17 protein-coding genes are annotated in these 15,821 nt (G+C 69.4%); 10 read left to right on the top strand and 7 right to left on the bottom strand.

Annotated features, from left to right (window positions below; all coding sequences use genetic code 11):
• Positions 1–204: 204 nt before the first annotated feature.
• The gene (locus KN815_RS35105) at positions 205–1,053 is read right to left on the bottom strand and encodes a hypothetical protein (protein WP_216345892.1); all 849 of its coding nucleotides are present in this window, start codon (positions 1,051–1,053) and stop codon (positions 205–207) included.
• A 346-nt stretch (positions 1,054–1,399) separates the two neighbouring features.
• On the opposite strand from KN815_RS35105, the gene KN815_RS35100 reads away from it, so the two are divergent.
• From KN815_RS35100 to cseC, 5 genes are all read left to right on the top strand, one after another.
• Positions 1,400–2,326 carry an iron-sulfur binding domain-containing protein gene (locus KN815_RS35100; protein WP_253209426.1) on the top strand — a complete coding sequence of 309 codons (927 nt, stop codon included), beginning with the start codon at positions 1,400–1,402 and terminating at the stop codon, positions 2,324–2,326.
• Positions 2,327–2,711: 385 nt separating this feature from the next.
• Complete coding sequence (locus KN815_RS35095) at positions 2,712–3,320, top strand: SigE family RNA polymerase sigma factor (protein WP_216345891.1); 609 nt, start codon at positions 2,712–2,714, stop codon at positions 3,318–3,320.
• Positions 3,308–4,021, top strand: coding sequence for a hypothetical protein (locus tag KN815_RS35090; RefSeq protein WP_253209425.1), 714 nt, complete (start codon positions 3,308–3,310; stop codon positions 4,019–4,021). Before KN815_RS35095 ends, KN815_RS35090 begins: the two co-directional genes overlap by 13 nt.
• Positions 4,022–4,042: 21 nt before the next feature.
• Complete coding sequence (cseB, locus tag KN815_RS35085) at positions 4,043–4,750, top strand: two-component system response regulator CseB (RefSeq protein ID WP_216345890.1); 708 nt, start codon at positions 4,043–4,045, stop codon at positions 4,748–4,750.
• Between the two features lie 6 nt (positions 4,751–4,756).
• Positions 4,757–6,112, top strand: coding sequence for a two-component system sensor histidine kinase CseC (gene cseC / locus KN815_RS35080; protein WP_216345889.1), 1,356 nt, complete (start codon positions 4,757–4,759; stop codon positions 6,110–6,112).
• Between the two features lie 28 nt (positions 6,113–6,140).
• Here cseC and KN815_RS35075 read toward each other — a convergent pair whose 3' ends face one another.
• The 3 genes from KN815_RS35075 to KN815_RS35065 form a co-directional block, all read right to left on the bottom strand.
• Entirely contained in the window at positions 6,141–6,608 is a 468-nt protein-coding gene (locus KN815_RS35075) for a VOC family protein (RefSeq protein WP_216345888.1), read from the bottom strand.
• A gap of 81 nt (positions 6,609–6,689) precedes the next feature.
• A complete protein-coding gene (locus tag KN815_RS35070) occupies positions 6,690–7,160 on the bottom strand; it encodes a helix-turn-helix transcriptional regulator (RefSeq protein ID WP_216345887.1) in 471 nt (156 codons plus the stop codon).
• Positions 7,161–7,212: 52 nt separating this feature from the next.
• A complete protein-coding gene (locus KN815_RS35065) occupies positions 7,213–8,838 on the bottom strand; it encodes an MDR family MFS transporter (RefSeq protein WP_301184683.1) in 1,626 nt (541 codons plus the stop codon).
• A 161-nt stretch (positions 8,839–8,999) separates the two neighbouring features.
• On the opposite strand from KN815_RS35065, the gene KN815_RS35060 reads away from it, so the two are divergent.
• Positions 9,000–9,578, top strand: a complete 579-nt coding sequence (locus KN815_RS35060; RefSeq protein WP_216345886.1) for a TetR/AcrR family transcriptional regulator — start codon at positions 9,000–9,002, stop codon at positions 9,576–9,578.
• Between the two features lie 74 nt (positions 9,579–9,652).
• Here KN815_RS35060 and KN815_RS35055 read toward each other — a convergent pair whose 3' ends face one another.
• Positions 9,653–10,285 (bottom strand): M23 family metallopeptidase, encoded by a 633-nt coding sequence (locus tag KN815_RS35055; RefSeq protein WP_216345885.1) that lies wholly within the window; start codon positions 10,283–10,285, stop codon positions 9,653–9,655.
• Positions 10,286–10,593: 308 nt separating this feature from the next.
• On the opposite strand from KN815_RS35055, the gene KN815_RS35050 reads away from it, so the two are divergent.
• On the top strand, positions 10,594–13,650 hold the full coding sequence (locus KN815_RS35050; RefSeq protein WP_216345884.1) for an NACHT domain-containing protein: 3,057 nt from the start codon (positions 10,594–10,596) through the stop codon (positions 13,648–13,650).
• Here the strand turns inward: KN815_RS35050 and KN815_RS35045 are convergent.
• Both KN815_RS35045 and KN815_RS35040 read right to left on the bottom strand, forming a co-directional pair.
• Positions 13,592–13,828 carry a hypothetical protein gene (locus tag KN815_RS35045; protein ID WP_216345883.1) on the bottom strand — a complete coding sequence of 79 codons (237 nt, stop codon included), beginning with the start codon at positions 13,826–13,828 and terminating at the stop codon, positions 13,592–13,594. The two genes, KN815_RS35050 and KN815_RS35045, sit on opposite strands and share 59 nt — an antisense overlap.
• Positions 13,825–14,283: an ATP-binding protein gene (locus KN815_RS35040; protein ID WP_216345882.1), complete on the bottom strand. Its 459-nt coding sequence runs from the start codon at positions 14,281–14,283 to the stop codon at positions 13,825–13,827. The genes KN815_RS35045 and KN815_RS35040 overlap by 4 nt, the downstream gene beginning before the upstream one ends.
• A 160-nt stretch (positions 14,284–14,443) precedes the next feature.
• On the opposite strand from KN815_RS35040, the gene KN815_RS35035 reads away from it, so the two are divergent.
• The 3 genes from KN815_RS35035 to KN815_RS35025 are packed head-to-tail and all read left to right on the top strand — an operon-like array spanning position 14,444 to position 15,737.
• On the top strand, positions 14,444–15,331 hold the full coding sequence (locus tag KN815_RS35035) for a helix-turn-helix domain-containing protein (protein ID WP_216345881.1): 888 nt from the start codon (positions 14,444–14,446) through the stop codon (positions 15,329–15,331).
• An 11-nt stretch (positions 15,332–15,342) separates the two neighbouring features.
• Positions 15,343–15,534, top strand: coding sequence for a DUF397 domain-containing protein (locus KN815_RS35030; protein WP_216345880.1), 192 nt, complete (start codon positions 15,343–15,345; stop codon positions 15,532–15,534).
• Positions 15,535–15,545: 11 nt separating this feature from the next.
• Positions 15,546–15,737, top strand: coding sequence for a DUF397 domain-containing protein (locus tag KN815_RS35025; RefSeq protein WP_216345879.1), 192 nt, complete (start codon positions 15,546–15,548; stop codon positions 15,735–15,737).
• The last annotated feature ends 84 nt before the right edge of the window (positions 15,738–15,821 follow it).

Here is a 15,821-nt window from a genome sequence, read left to right as displayed (position 1 = left end):
GGTGGGGCGGCACGCGCCGGCCGGGCGGGCGGACAGGACAGTGGCGGGGCTTCTTGACCAAGCTCCTATGAGGTCACGGACGCCCGTCCGGTCGCGTGCGAGGCGGCTCCTCCGAGCGGATCGACAAATCCAGTACAAGACAGTCGAGACGTCGGTCAGTCCGTGAGTCAGACCCGTCGGAGAAGCCACGTCACATCCTCACTGTCAGTCCTTTTCGAGGACGAACGACACCTTGGCCGTGCCGAGGCCGTCCACCTTCACCTCGACCAGATAGGTGCCGGGCTTGGCCGACGCGCTGCCCGACGGGGTGGCGCAGTGCTCGGCGCTGCGCTTGCGGTCCCACTCCACGGTGCGCTTGGTCTGGCCGGAGCCCTTCACCTCGACCAGTGCGCCGGCGCTGCCCTCCGGGCAGTCGTCGGAGGCCCAGACGTGGGCGTTCTTGGTGTCCGTGATGGTCAGCGAGGCCGCCGCGCGACCGAAGTCGACCTTGCAGGAGCTCGACTTGGTGTTCTTCACGACGATCTCGAAGGTGGGCTTCTCCCCCGGCGCCCAGGTGTTCTTGACCTTGGAGTCCTTGATGCTGCGAACCGTCAACTCCGCGTCGCCGGTGCGGCAGTCGGGCAGGCTCGACCCGGCGGGCAGGCCCTGCCCGGTCCCGGTGCCGATGCCACCGCCCGCGCCACCGCCCGAGGAGCCCGCGCCGCCGGAGCCATCGCCGCCCCCGCCATCGCCGCCCGCGTCCGTACCGCCGTCGTCCGAGCCGCCACCGCCGCTGCCGCCGGAGCCCGAGCCGCCGTTGTCCGACTCGTCGCGCCCGCCCGGCCGTTCGCTGTTCACCGGCCCGGATGAGGAGGGCCCCGGGGTGATCGTGCTCGCGGGTCCTCCGCCGCCCGCTCCCTTGCCCTCGTCACTTCCGCCACCGCCCGAACCACCCCAGCCGAAGGCCCAGATGACCAGGAGCACGATGACGACGAACAGGGCCAGCCCAACGATCCTCCGCCGCCAGTAAATGGAGGAGGGAAGCGGCCCGATCGGATTGCGCAGAGATCCCACGCGGAAACTCTACGAGAGATCGGGAGCTCTACCAGCCAATAACCCCCGCCCCGTTCCCTTCTTTTCTCATGATCCGACCGGATCCCGCACATGAGACCGCCATAAGTCCGCCACCAGGCCGCCACGAGTCACCCCAAGACGCCCCCAAAACGGCCCCCGGACGCCCCCGACTCGCCCTGCGGCCACCCCGCGGGGGCGGAAAGACCGCACCCGGGCGCGGAAGGCGGCCATCCGTTCCCGCACGGACGCCCGTATTGCACGATTTGGCAACGACTGGCGCGGCTCGACCCGAACGCCCGCGCCCAGCGCGCCCGCAAACCGTCGCGTCGTGCCAGGATCGAGAGCGATGACTGCCATTTCCGCTTCCGCCGTCCCGGCCGCCGCATCCCCCGACCCCGACGGAGCCGTCCTGCACCGGCCCGTCATCGACTGGTTCGACGCGCACGCGCGCGACCTCCCCTGGCGTCGCCCCGAGGCCGGTGCCTGGGGCGTGATGGTGAGCGAGTTCATGCTCCAGCAGACCCCGGTGAACCGGGTGCTGCCGGTGTACGAGCAGTGGCTCGCCCGCTGGCCGCGCCCGGCCGACCTGGCCGCGGAACCGCCCGGTGAGGCGGTCCGCGCCTGGGGCCGGCTCGGCTATCCGCGCCGGGCGCTGCGGCTGCACGGCGCCGCGGCCGCCATAAGGGAGCGGCACGGCGGTGACGTACCGCGCGACCACGCCCAGTTGCTGGCGCTGCCGGGGGTGGGTGAGTACACGGCGGCGGCCGTGGCCTCGTTCGCGTACGGCCAGCGCCATCCGGTCCTGGACACCAATGTCCGCCGGGTGTTCGCGCGCGCGGTCGGCGGTGCGCAGTACCCGCCGAACGCCACCACCGCCGCCGAGCGCAAGCTGGCCCGCACCCTGCTCCCCGGCGACGAGCCGACCGCGGCGCGCTGGGCGGCCGCCACGATGGAGCTGGGCGCGCTGGTCTGCACGGCCCGCACCCCCGACTGCGCCCGCTGCCCGATCGCCGCGCTCTGCGCCTGGCGCCAGGCCGGTTCCCCGGAGCACGACGGACCGCCGCGGCGCGGCCAGACCTACGCCGGTACGGACCGCCAGGTGCGCGGCAAGCTGCTCGCGGTGTTGCGGGCGACGGTAACGCCGGTCCCGCAGGCGACGCTGGACCAGGTGTGGGACGAGCCGGTGCAGCGCGCCCGCGCGCTCGACGGGCTGGTCTCCGACGGGCTGGTGGAACCGCTCTCGGGCGGCCTCTACCGACTGCCGCTGACCTGAGGAACGACTGCCGCCGACCTGAGGAAAATCCTCGTCACGGCCCTGTCTGTGACAGACCTGTGACAGTCCCAGGACCCGGTTCTGACACTCGGTCGAACCGGGTTCCGTTGTTACACAACCTATGGATAGCTGTGCATCCACCGAGGCCCGGATGCGCATGGCGCCGCAACAGCGCCTCCGTAGCGTCCTTCTCGCGCCGACCGACAGGGCGGCATCAACGGCGGGGAAGACAGGCGGCGAGTGAGCCAAAGGGGCGCGTCGCTGTCGTAAGGGAGAGCGCGCGCAGGCCGCGAGGAACGAGCGGCCGAGCACGGTCGACCGTCGACAGCGGCTAAAGCGCCCCGGAGGCGAACCGAGCCTTAAAGAGGCGGATGGAGGCTGCATCATGGGCAGCAATGTTCTGGACTTTGAGGAGTACGTGCGGAACCGGCAGGACGCGCTGCTGCGCAGCGCCCGTCGGCTGATCCCGGACCCGGTCGAGGCACAGGACCTGCTCCAGACCGCCTTGGTGCGCACCTACGGCCGCTGGGACGGCATAGCGGACAAATCGCTCGCCGATGCCTATCTCCGGCGCGTGATGATCAACACCCGTACCGAGTGGTGGCGCGCCCGCAAGCTGGACGAGGTGCCCACCGAGCAGCTTCCCGAGGCGAGTGTCGAGGACAGCACCGAGCAGCACGCGGACCGCGCTCTGCTGATGGACATCCTCTCGGTGCTGGCTCCCAAGCAGCGCAGTGTCGTGGTGCTGCGACACTGGGAGCAGATGACGACCGAAGAGACCGCGGAGGCGCTCGGAATGTCGACCGGAACGGTCAAGAGCACGCTGCACCGGGCGCTGGCCCGGCTGCGGCAGGAGCTGGAGAGCCGCGATCTGGACGCCCGCGCGCTCGGTCGCCAGGACGAGGAAAGCAAGCGGACCGGGAACGTCCGGCAGCACACGGGTCGGGTCCGGCGTGGCCGCCAGGAGCGGGGGCAGGATCGGTGCGCGGCCTGACCAGGGCCTCTCCCAGCAGGACAGTCATCATCACCGGCGGAGCGGTCGTGGGCCTCGCGGTCGCCGGCGGCTGGATGCTGGCGGGATGCGGCGCCGCGAGCGAAGGGGTGCGCAAGGAGGGACCGGCGCGCACCGAGTGGGCCGCCGCGGACCCGGGCTCGTACGCGAGTGGCCACGCCACGGGCCGGCCGTCACCGGCCGGGCAGAAGGTCGACGCGATCAGGCTGGTCAAGACGGATCCGAACGTCAGCGACGATCTGAAGGCGAACCTCAAGCCCTGCCCCAAGGGCAAGCAGCCCGAGGGCAAGCAGCAGATCGAGGGCTACCCGGTGGACGTGACGTATGGCAAGCTGACCGGCTCCGGCGCCTCCGACCTGGTGATCAACGTGATGAGCTGCGGCGATGGCTTCGGCATCGGCTCGTATGTGTACCGCAAGGCGGGCGACCGGTACGAGAACGTGTTCAGCGACGAGCAGCCGCCCGTCTACGCCGACATCACCAAGGACGAGCTGCGGGTGACCAAGCTCGCCTACACCTCCGGCGACTCGGTCTGCTGCCCTTCGAGCGAGGCCGTGATCACCTACCACTGGACCGAGGCGGACAAGACGTTCGACGTGCTCTCCCGCAAGCGCACCGACTACAGCAAGAATGTGCCCACGGACGAGGCGACCCCGGCGCCGTCCATGCGCGCCGACGACTGAACGGAAGGCTGAACCGAGGCTGTGGCCGAAACCCATGTGCTCTTCGTCGAGGACGACGATGTCATCCGTGAAGCCACGCAGCTCGCCCTGGAGCGCGATGGCTTTCTCGTGACGGCCGCACCCGACGGGTTGACCGGCCTCGAGCGCTTCCGCGCCGACCGCCCCGATATCGCGCTGCTCGATGTGATGGTTCCGGGCCTGGACGGGGTCAGCCTGTGCCGCCGGATCCGCGATGAGTCCACCGTGCCCGTGATCATGCTCTCCGCGCGCGCCGACTCGATCGATGTGGTGCTCGGCCTCGAAGCCGGCGCCGACGACTATGTGACCAAGCCCTTCGACGGCGCCGTGCTGGTCGCCCGCATCCGGGCCGTGCTGCGCCGCTTCGGCCATGCGAGCGGCCCCGGCGGGCGGGGCGCGGAGCCCGCCCCCGAGGAGCCCGACGGCGGGGTGCTGTGCTTCGGCGATCTGGAGGTCGACCCCGAGGGCATGGAGGTCCGCAAGGGCGGCCGGCAGGTCGCGCTCACCCCGACCGAGATGCGGCTGCTGCTGGAGTTCTCCGCCGCGCCCGGCACCGTCCTCTCCCGTGACCGGCTGCTGGAGCGGGTCTGGGAGTACGGCTGGGGCGGGGACACCCGGGTCGTGGACGTCCATGTGCAGCGGCTGCGCGGCAAGATAGGCCAGGACCGGATCGAGACGGTCCGCGGCTTCGGCTACAAGCTCAAGGGCTGACCGGCGTTGGGGCGATTCGCACTCCGCAGTGGCCTGCGATGGAAGGTCAGCCTCGCCATCGCGGCGGTGAGCACGCTCGTCGCGGTGGTGCTGAGCCTCGTCGTCCACAACGCGGCCCGCGTCTCGATGCTCGACAACAGCCGCACCGTGATGGACGAGCGGGTGAAGGTCGCCCAGCGGTGGTACGAACAGTCCCGGGTGCTGGGCTTCGGCGCCAAGCTGGACGACCCCAAGCTGCCCGATCAGCTCAAGAAGGAGGCGTGGCGCGGCCAGCGCGCCACCTATCTGGAGGACTCCGGCGCCGGCACCCCCGAGGTGTGGGCCTCGGTGCCGCTGCGGAACGGCAAGGTGCTGTCCGTCCACACCCAGTTCCAGGACCGCTTCGCCGTCCTCAAGGACCTCGACCGGGTGCTGCTGATCGGCTCGGTGGCGGTGGTGATGGGCGGTATCGCGCTCGGTGTGCTCATCGGCGATCAGCTCTCCCGGCGGCTGCGCAAGGCGGCCACCGCCGCCCGCAAGCTGGCCGAGGGCGACTCCGAGGTCCGGGTGCGCGAGGCGATCGGCGGCCGGGTCCGCGATGAGACCGACGATCTGGCGCGCGCGGTCGACGGCATGGCCGAGGCGCTCCAGCAGCGGCTGGAGGCGGAGCGCCGGGTCACCGCCGATATCGCGCATGAGCTGCGCACCCCGGTCACCGGGCTGCTCACGGCCGCCGAGTTGCTGCCGCCCGGCCGCCCCACCGAGCTGGTACGGGACCGGGCGCAGGCGATGCGCACCCTGGTCGAGGACGTCCTGGAGGTCGCACGGCTGGACGGCTTCGCGGAGCGCGCGGAGCTCCAGGAGATAGCCGTGGCCGAGTTCATCGCCCGCCGGGTCCGGGCGGTGCACCCCGACGCGGTGATCAATGTGACGCGTGACGCCCATGTCTCCACCGACCCCCGGCGGCTGGAGCGGATCATGGGCAATCTGCTCGCCAACGCCGCCCGGCACGGCAAGCCGCCCTTCGAGGTCACGGTCGAGGGACGGGTGCTGCGCGTCCGCGACCACGGCCCCGGTTTCCCCGAGGAGCTGCTGAAGGACGGGCCGAGCCGGTTCCGCACCGGCAGCAAGGACCGCGCGGGCACCGGGCACGGCCTGGGGCTGACGATAGCCGCGGGCCAGGCGCGGGTGCTGGGCGCCCGGCTGACGTTCCGCAACGCCGATCCGGTGCTGGACGGGCCGGACGAGACGGACGGGACGGACGAAATGGATGGCACGCACGGCACGGACGGCGAGTGCCGGGGCGCGGTCGCCGTGCTCTGGCTGCCGGAGTCCGCGCCCACCAACACCGGCAGCTTCCCGATCATCGAGGTGCCGGACTGAGCACTCGGCGTGGTGCCGGACCGACCGCTCAGTCCGAGACGCAGCCGTCCCAGGGCTTGCTGAAGTCCATCTCCTCGCGGGGCTGGGTGAACGAGAACCAGTTGCCGGAGTCGTCGCGGAAGAGCGCCTCGATGCCGTACGGACGCTCCTGGGGCTCCTGGACGAACTCCACGCCCTTGGCCTTGAGCGCCTCGTAGTCCCGGTGAATGTCATCGGTGGTGAACACCCCGGCGCCGAGCACGCCCTTGGCGACCAGCGTCCGCAGGGCCTCGGCGGACTCCGGGTCGAGCCCCGGCGAGCTGGGCACCATCAGGGTGAGCTGCACATCCGGCTGGTCCTTGGCGCCGACCGTCAGCCAGCGCATACCGCCGCCCTCGCCCTCCCCGCCGATGCTCATATCGGTGCGGACCTCGAGGCCCAGCTTCTCAGTGTAGAACTCCTTGGCCCGGTCCTGGTCGAGGACCCAGACGGTGACGATGGACATCCCCTTGATCATTGCTGCCTCCGGAGGTTTCGGGATGGATCGCGCGTCGTCGCGACATCGCCACCGTAGGCAGCAGGGGGTCGGGCCCGCTTCTCAAGAATTGCTGTCCTCGGGCCCACTCATGTGGGCGGGTGCGTCCATGTGGGCAGGTGCGTCGCGCCCGCCGTACCACAGCATGGCGTAACACCCCGGTATGACCCCCGCGGCCCGGCCGACGTATCGGTCCCGATAGGCGGTGGGGGTGAGCCCGGTCTGCTTCTTGAAGCTCGTCGAGAAGGTGCCGAGGCTGCTGAAGCCGACGAGCGAGCAGATCTCGGTGACCGAGAGATTGGCCGAGCGCAGCAGCTCCTCGGCCCGCTCGATGCGGCGCCGGGTCAGATACTGACCGGGCGTGGATCCGTAGGCGCCCTTGAAGGCGCGGATGAAGTGATAGCGCGAATAGCCGGCATGCGCGGCGACCGCGTCCAGGTCGAGCGGCTCGGCCCAGTCGCGGTCCATCACGTCCTTCGCGAGGCGCAGCCGGCGCAGATGCGCCAGCCGCGCCTCGTCCGGCGAGGTCACCATGGGGCCGATGCTGTCATGCCCCACTGACAGGGAGGCCGTCGAGCGGAAGCGATCAGACGGTCTCGGCGACCGGTGCCGCCTGCGCCGTGGCCTCGTCGCCGTCGGCGGACTTGGCGGGGCCCCCGCGCAGCGGGACCTCCTTGACGAACCAGGCCGCGAGGAAGCCGATGATGCTGATCAGCGCGCCCCACAGGAACACCTGGTGGGCACCGCTGGCCACCGCGTGGGTGTACGCGTCCCGGATGCCCGGGGGCAGCTTCTTGAGGCTGGCCGGGTCGAGCTGGGCGCTCCCGGAGGTGACGGCCGCCGCCTTGCCACCGGCCCGCTCGGCCATGGTGTCCCGCACCTGGCTGGTGAACAGGGCGCCGAGGATGGCGACACCGAAGGAGCCGCCCAGGGTGCGGAAGAGGGTGGCGGAGGAGCTGCCGACGCCCATGTCCTTCATCTCGACGCTGTTCTGCGCCACGAGCATGGTCGTCTGCATCAGGCAGCCCATGCCCATGCCGAGCACCGCCATGTAGAGGCCGGAGCTGAAGCGGGTGGTCTCGGTGTCCATCGTGGACAGCAGGAACATCCCGGTGGTGATCAGGAAGCCGCCGATGATCGGGAAGATCTTGTACTTGCCGGTCGCGGTGGTGACCCGGCCCGCGACCAGCGAGACGACCAGCATGCCCAGCAGCATCGGGAGCAGCAGCAGCCCGGAGTTGGTGGCCGTGGCGCCCTGGACGGTCTGCTGGTAGAGCGGCAGGAAGGTGGTCGAGCCGAACATCACGAAGCCGACGAGGAAGCCGATGGCGGTGACCAGCGTGAAGTTGGGGTTACGGAAGATGTGCAGCGGCAGCACGGGCTCGGCGACCCGCTGCTCGACGAAGACGAACGCGACCAGCGAGAGGACACCGACCGCCCCGAGCCCGAGGATCTGGGCCGAACCCCAGTCGTACTCGTTGCCGCCCCACGTGGTGATCAGCACGAGCGCGGTGATGCCCACGGTCAGCAGGGCCGCACCGGTGTAGTCGATCCGTCCCTGGGAGCGCTTCTTCGGCAGGTGCAGCACGGCGGTGATCGCGGCGAGGGCGACGGCGCCGAGCGGAAGGTTGATGTAGAAGATCCAGCGCCAGCCGAGGTGGTCGGTGAGGGTACCGCCGACCAGCGGGCCACCGATCATGGCCACGGCCATCACACCGGCCATGATGCCCTGGTAGCGGCCACGCTCCCGGGGCGGCACCAGGTCACCGATGATCGCCATCACGCCGACCATCAGGCCGCCCGCGCCCAGGCCCTGGATGGCCCGGAAGCCGATCAGCTCGCCCATGCTCTGTGCCATACCGGACAGGGCAGAGCCGCCGAGGAAGACCGCGATGGAGGTGAGGAAGACGCCCTTACGGCCGTACATGTCGCCGAGCTTGCCCCAGATGGGGGTCGAGGCGGCGGTGGCCAAGGTGTACGCGGTCACCACCCAGGAGAGGTGGTCGAGGCCCCCCAGCTCGCCGACGATGGTCGGCATCGCGGTGCCCACGATCATGTTGTCGAGCATCGCGAGCAGCATCGCGATCATCAGCGCGAAGATCACCACACTGGTGCTGCGCTGCTTCGGCTCGGCCTTGGCCGGGGCCGTCCCCGGGGCCTGAGCCGGTATCGAAGCGGATGGCGCTTCGTCGTCTGATTGTTTCCGGAACATGTTCTCCGTCTCCCCCTGGGTGATGAGAGCCCTGACGCCCACTTACTTGCCGCCCGGCTAGTTCAGTACAGTGGAGACGGTAAGGCGCCAACTAGCCGGGCGTCAAGTAAGTTACGTTCGGCCTGCCGACGGCAGCCAGACCACCAGCACAGGAGAGCACCATGGGCAGCACACCGCGGCGGGGAGACACCCGTCAGCGCATCCAGGACGTGGCCCTGGAACTCTTCGCGGAGCGGGGTTACGAGAAAACGTCACTGCGCGAGATCGCCGAGCACCTCGAGGTCACCAAGGCAGCGCTCTACTACCACTTCAAGACCAAGGAAGACATCGTCCTCAGCCTGTTCCAGGACCTGGGCCGGCCGCTCGACGAGCTGATCGTCTGGGGCGAGCAGCAGCCGCGCACCCTGGAGACCAAGCTGGAGCTGCTGCGCCGCTACAGCGCGGCCCTGGACATCGGCGAGCCTCTGATGCGCTTCATGCAGGAGAACCAGGCGACGGTGCGCGAGCTGAGCATCGGCCAGATCTTCAAGAACCGGATGTTCGCCATGTCCGCCCTGATCCGGGACCCGGAGGCGCCCATGGTCGACCAGGTCCGGAGCGTCACGGCCCTGTTCAGCATGCATGCGCGGATGTTCGCGCTTCAGGCGATCGAGGGCAACGCCGAGGACAAGCGCAAGGCCGTCCTGGAAGTCGCCCTCGATCTGGTGAAGCAGGCTCATGCGTCATCGGCGCATGGCTGATATGCGCATAAAGCGCATGAATCGCGTCAGACCCTGACGCCGTGGTGGCGCCAGACCTGGACGCCGTGGTCGCGTCAGACCTGGACGCCGTGGTCGCGGAGGAACTTGAGCGGCTCGACCGCGCTGCCGTAGTTCGGCGTCGTACGGATCTCGAAGTGCAGGTGCGGGCCGGTCGAGTTCCCGGTGCTGCCGGACAGGCCGATCTGCTGGCCCTCGGTCACGGTCTGGCCGATCCGCACATCGATCCGGGACAGGTGGGCGTACTGCGAGTACGTCGCGTTGTCGTGCTTGATCACGATCGCGTTGCCGTACGCGGGGCCGTCACCGCCGCCGTTCGGGCCCGCCTTGACGACGACACCGTCATGGGCCGCGTGCACCGGGGTGCCGGTCGGCACGACGAAATCCTGACCGCTGTGGTTGTGCGACCACAGGTTGCCCGCCAGGCCGAAGGCGGCGCCTATCGAGAACTTGTCGACCGGGGTCTGCCAGTCACTCGCGGGGGCCTTCTTCTTGGCCGGGGCCTTGGCCGGGGCCTTCGCGGCGACCTGCTTGACGGACGGGGCGGCGGGGGCCTCGCCCGCCCCCACGGCGAACGCCGTTCCGGCGCCCAGCGCCAGCGAGGCGCCCAGGCCGACGGCGACCACAGCGGCGCGCCCCTTGGATACGGACGTAAGCGAGAAACGGCGGTTTGTGGCGCGCGGGGCCATGGGAAGTACCTCCAGAAGCGTCTTTGGACGCCTCTTGTTATCCCGTTCTCGCGAATAGGCCAAGGCGTTCTTCTACTAAGTGACTCCGTAGCGAATTGGTTATGTGATGCGTTTCCCGCGGGAAATTCCCGGAAACCCCCATCACACCTCTGACCTGCGAGATCCCCTATTTACCGTAGTAGATGCCGAAGGGCCTGTGCGAGAAGTCACCTTCGCAGGGACTTTCGGATGTCCGATTCGGGACCAAAGTCCTTACCCCGCTGTACGCTGTCCGGTCAGGGACACACAACTACCGGGGGGAATGGGACGTGGATCCCGCAGTCATCGGCGCGCGCCTGGCGTCGGGCGTCGTCGCACCGCTCATCAAGAAGCTGTTCGTCAAGGAAGGGCCGGGCGCCGGGCTGGTCAACCAGCCGGTCCGCATTTCCTCCCTCGTCTCGTTCCGTGGCGAGAAGCGCACCCTGACCGAGAAGGACCTCGACAAGCTCGCCGCCGAACTGGTCGCCCAGGCCACCCGGCACGCCGGACCCGGCGAGCGGCCCTGCCCCGCCGACGAGGACGAGCTGGTGGCCGAGCAGTTGGCCACCACGCTGTACGCGCTCGGCGATCTCGATATGAACGACGTCCAGGCGGTGCAGCTCGGCCACCAAGGTCTGGCCTACGAGCTGGCCCACGCCACCCGCACCCGGGGCAGGGGACGCGGCGCGCAGCACCTCAGCCAGGGCGGCACACTGCTCCACGAGCGCCTGCTGGACACCGCCTGCCTGCACATCCTGCACTTCTTCACCCAGCGCTCGGCCTTCATCCCCCGCACCCTCGTCGACCAGAGCGGCCGGCTCAGCGAGCTGATCACCAAGATCGACATCCTGATCGAGCGCATACCGTCCCAGACCGCGCAGGACGCGGGCTTCGAGCGCCGGTACGCCGAATACATGATCCGCAAGCACTCCACGCTGACCATCGTGGGGATCGACCTCAGCCACGCGGAGGCCACGTGGCCGCTGGACGCGGCGTATCTCAGCCTGGAGGCGGTCTCCTCCTCCGGCGAGGAGCGGCCGCTGGGCGCGTTCGGCGGTGAGCTGGCCCATGAGTCCGGTGAGTCACCCGCCGCCCTCCCCGCGGCCCTGCCCGCCGACCGGGCGCTCTCCGGCCATCAGCGGGTGCTGCTGCGCGGGGTCGCGGGCTCCGGCAAGACCACGCTCGTCCAGTGGCTCGCCGTGTGCACCGCACGGCAGGAGTCGCTGCGCGGCCTGGAGCAGCTCATCGGCCGCGTGCCCTTCGTCCTGCCGCTGCGTACGATCGCCCGCCAGGAATCCCTGCCCTCCCCGGCCTCGTTCCTGGCCTCCGTCCACAACCCGCTGGACGGCGCCCAGCCGCCCGGCTGGGCCGACCGGGTCCTGAACGCGGGCCGCGGGCTGCTGCTGATCGACGGCATCGACGAGATCCCCGAGCACGACCGCGAGCGCACCCGGGCCTGGCTGGCCGATCTCCTCATCGCCTACCCGGACAATCTGTGGCTGGTCACCTCCCGCCCCTCCGCCGTGGCCGACGACTGGCTGGGGGCGCAGGACTTCTCCGAGTTCACGCTGTCCCCGATGAGCCGCGACGACATGGCCGCGTTCATCGACCGCTGGCACGAGGCGGCGCGCCAGACCAGCGGTACGGAGGAGGAACGGGCGACGCTGGCCGCGTACCAGTCGGCCCTGCACACCGCCGTCCGCACCAAGCAGGACCTCAGCCGCCTCGCCACGAACCCGCTGATGTGCGGTCTGATCTGCGCCCTGCACCGCGCCCGGCGCGGCTATCTGCCACCGGGCCGCAAGGCGCTGTACGACGCGGCGCTGTCGATGCTGTTGACGCGGCGCGACACCGAGCGACGTATCTACGCGCCGGGCGACGTCCAGTTGGACGAGGAGCCGCAGATCCAGCTTCTCCAGCGGCTCGCCTACTACCTGATCCGCAACGGCGAGGCCGAGCTGGACCGGGACCGCGCGGAACGCCTCATCGAGGAGGCCCTCCCCTCCGTCCCCGCCGCCCAGGCCCTGGGCGACGCCCCCGCCATCCTGCGCCATCTGCTGCTGCGCAGCGGGCTGTTGCGCGAGCCGTCCGTGAGCACGGTGGACTTCATCCACCGCACCTTCCAGGACTACCTGGGCGCGAAGGCGGCGGTGGAGGCGTGGGATGTGGGGCTGCTGATCCGCAATGCGCATGACGCGCAGTGGGAGGACGTCATCCGCATGGCGGTCGCGCATGCGCGGCCGCGCGAGCGGGCGGAGTTGCTGCGCAAGCTGCTGGTGGAAGCGACGCGGTGGGACGCGCGAACGTCGCTCCGTCAGAACCTGCTGGCCATGGCCTGCCTGGAGCACGCGCCCGATCTGGACCCGGCGATACGGGACGAGGTCACGCGGAACGCGATGGAGTTCGTCCCGCCCGTGACCATCCCACAAGCGCGGGAGCTGGCCGCGGTGGGCCCGTTGGTGCTGGAGCTTCTTCCGGGGCCGGAGGGCCTGACGGACGAGGTGGCGCAATGCTGTGTGGTGACGGCTTCACGCATACCGGTGGACGCGGCCATCCCCTATCTGGCCCAATTTGCCAACCACCCGGCGGTCGAGGTGCGCGCGCAACTGGCGTCGAGCTGGGGGCGGTACGACACCGAGCGGTACTTCAACGAGGTAATCCTCCGCCTGGACCGGGACGACCTGTATTTCGTGGCCGAATCCATGGAGCAATTGCGCATGCTGCTGGATTCGGGTCCGCGTCCGTGGCTGATCCTGCGCGGGGGTTTCACGCAGGACGAGATCCGGGACAACCTCAAGGGGGAGGAGGTGACCCGGCTGCGGCTGATCCGTAACGACGTGGTCGACGACCTCGGCGCCGCGATCGGCCACCTGACGAACCTCGAAACGCTCTATCTGACCGACTGTCTTAGTGGCATCTTCCTCACCGGCTTGTCCGACCTCCCTCTCCGCACCTTGGTTTTCGAAACGCCGGGCCTGTCAGGCGTGGGCGTCGTGCCCTGGGGCATGGAGAAGCTCACAGCGCTGGAGCGGCTGAAGGTCGCGATCGGACATGCAAGTATGCAGCGCGACTTCCCGCCCAGCATCACCTGGTTGGATCTGCACGTTCTGCACGAGTTTCTGGACACCGCGTGGATGCCCTCGGCATTCCCCCGTCTTCGTCACCTGAACATCCTCTTTTCCCCTGGCGCCGACCGCTCCATCGATCTGTCCCCGCTCGCGGCCCTTCCCGACCTCGAGACGGTCACGATCAACGCGGAGATCAGCGGTGCTGCATCACTGCCCGGCGTCACGGTGACGGCCTCTTCCGCCTCCGCTCGGCCTTCAGCAGGCGCTGGTAGTCCGTGAGCACGCGCAGCAGCGCGAAGCCGGTGCCGAGGGGGATGGTGCCGAGCTCCAGGCGGGGTTGGCGGGGGTCGGTGAGGTCAGCCCGTACGTCGGGGAGGCGTACGCCATGGGCGGCGAAGTCGTCGCGCAGCGTCTCGGCGACGCGCTCGGCGACCCGCTCGGCGGGGGTGGCGTTCATGCGGTGCTCTTCGTGTTCGTGGGCGGCACGTTGAACTCGAACCACACCGCTTTGCCGGTGCCCATGCCCATGCCCATGCCCATGCCGGTGGCCGGTTCGTCGGGGGTCATGCCGCAGCCGTCGGAGAGGACGGTGACCAGGAAGAGGCCGCGCCCGTTGGTGTCATCGTCGGCCGCGCGGCGCGGCGAGGGCAGTTCGGGGCTGTCGTCGTGGACGGTCACGCGGACGCGGTCGTGCTGGATGGTGGCGGCCATCCGTACGTCGCCCTTGCCGTGCCGGTGGACGTTGGTCACCAACTCGGATGTGCAGAGGGCTGCCGCTTCGGCGAGTTGGGGTAACCCCGAGGCCGCGAAGATGCCGCGCACGAAGTCGCGGCACAGGCGGGGTGACGTGGGGAGGGCGGGGGCGGAGAGGGTGTAGCGGTGCGGAAGTTCTGGGTGTGCGGGTGCTCCCATGCGACGCCTCCGTGGCGCTCGTAGCTCAATACCCTGTGTGAGCAAGGCAACACCCAAGGTATGGCAGAGCTCAGCAATGTTGCAACCGATCCACGAAGATGATTGGACTGCCCCACCCGTGCGGGGCACACTGACACCGATTCCCCTGGAGGACCCGGCCGTGGCGCTGCGAACGCTCATCACCGAACGGCAACGCCGACTCGGTGCAGAGCTCAAGAAGTTAAGACTTCAGGCAGGGTTGTCGATCGCCGAGGGCGGCAAGCGGATCGGCATGGGTGCCCCTCACCTGAGCCACATCGAGGCAGGGCGAACAGCCATCCCAGCGGATCGCCTACGCGATCTCGTTAATGCCTATGGGGGCAAGAATGAACCGTACGTTGACGCGCTGGTGAGTTTGACCGACAGCAGCGGCAAAGGTTGGTGGAGCGGCTACAAGAGCCGCCTTGTGCCCTCAGCGCTGGACCTGGCCGAGTTCGAGTCGCACGCCAATGAGCTCCACTCGTACGAGTCACTGTTCATCCCGGGGCTCTTCCAGACCGAGGACTACACGGCCTCGATCTTCCGAGCGGACGACGAGGCCAACGCGCCGGATCACGTCGACACGGCGGTTGGCTTCCGCATGCAGCGGCAGGCGATCCTCCACGAGGAGAGTCCGCCAGGGATCCATGCGGTGATCCATGAGGCGGCGCTGCACATGCGGTTCGGCGGGGCCAAGGTGATGCGGAAGCAACTGCTGCGCCTCATCGAGCTCGCTGGCCTGCCGCATGTGAGCATCCAGATCCTGCCCTTCGCCGCTGAGGGGATCTCGACCCTGAGCACGCCGTTCTTCATGCTCACCTCGCACGGCCGAGCGCTTGAGACGGTACTGCTGGAAAGCCCCGGCCAGTCGTCGTTCCTGCACGACGAGCCCTCGATCACGAAGTATCAGCGGCAGTTCCAACGCCTGAGCACAGCGGCACTGCCGCCCGTCGATGTGACGGTCGCTCCGTTCGCTCACGACTCGCGGGATTCGCTCGGCCTGATCCAGCACGTCCTCTACACGCTCTAGGAAGGGCGGTCATGTCCCAGCTCAACTGGCGCAAGTCCACGTTCAGCGAGAACCAGGCCAACTGCGTGGAACTCGCCGCCGCCCCCAGCGGCATCCGCATACGCGAGAGCGACGAGCCCGACGCGGTGCTCCACACCAACCCCGCCGCCCTGCGGTCGTTCATACGCACCGTGAAGGCCGGTCGCCTCGACCACACCTGCTGAGGAAGGCAGTCATGTCTGACGCCAAGTGGCGCAAGTCCTCGTTCAGCACGGACGCTGCCAACTGCGTAGAACTCGCCGCCGCCCCCGGCGGGATCCGCATACGCGAGAGCGACGAGCCGGAGGCGGTGATCCGTACGACCCCCGCCGCGCTCGGCGCCCTCATACGTGCCGTGAAGGTCGGCCGACTCGGCCGCACTCTCTGAGCACAGGCCGGATGTCAAGCGCGGGCATCGTTTCGCGCGCTTCGCGCGATTGAGCAGCGGGGCAGGGGGGCGCGGGGGTGCGGG

Origin of the sequence: Streptomyces niphimycinicus (genome assembly GCF_018883605.1) — a bacterium.
Classification (GTDB): Bacteria; Actinomycetota; Actinomycetes; order Streptomycetales; family Streptomycetaceae; genus Streptomyces; species Streptomyces niphimycinicus.
Note: the sequence above shows the minus strand (reverse complement) of the source record. Positions and strands in the feature narration are given on the sequence as shown.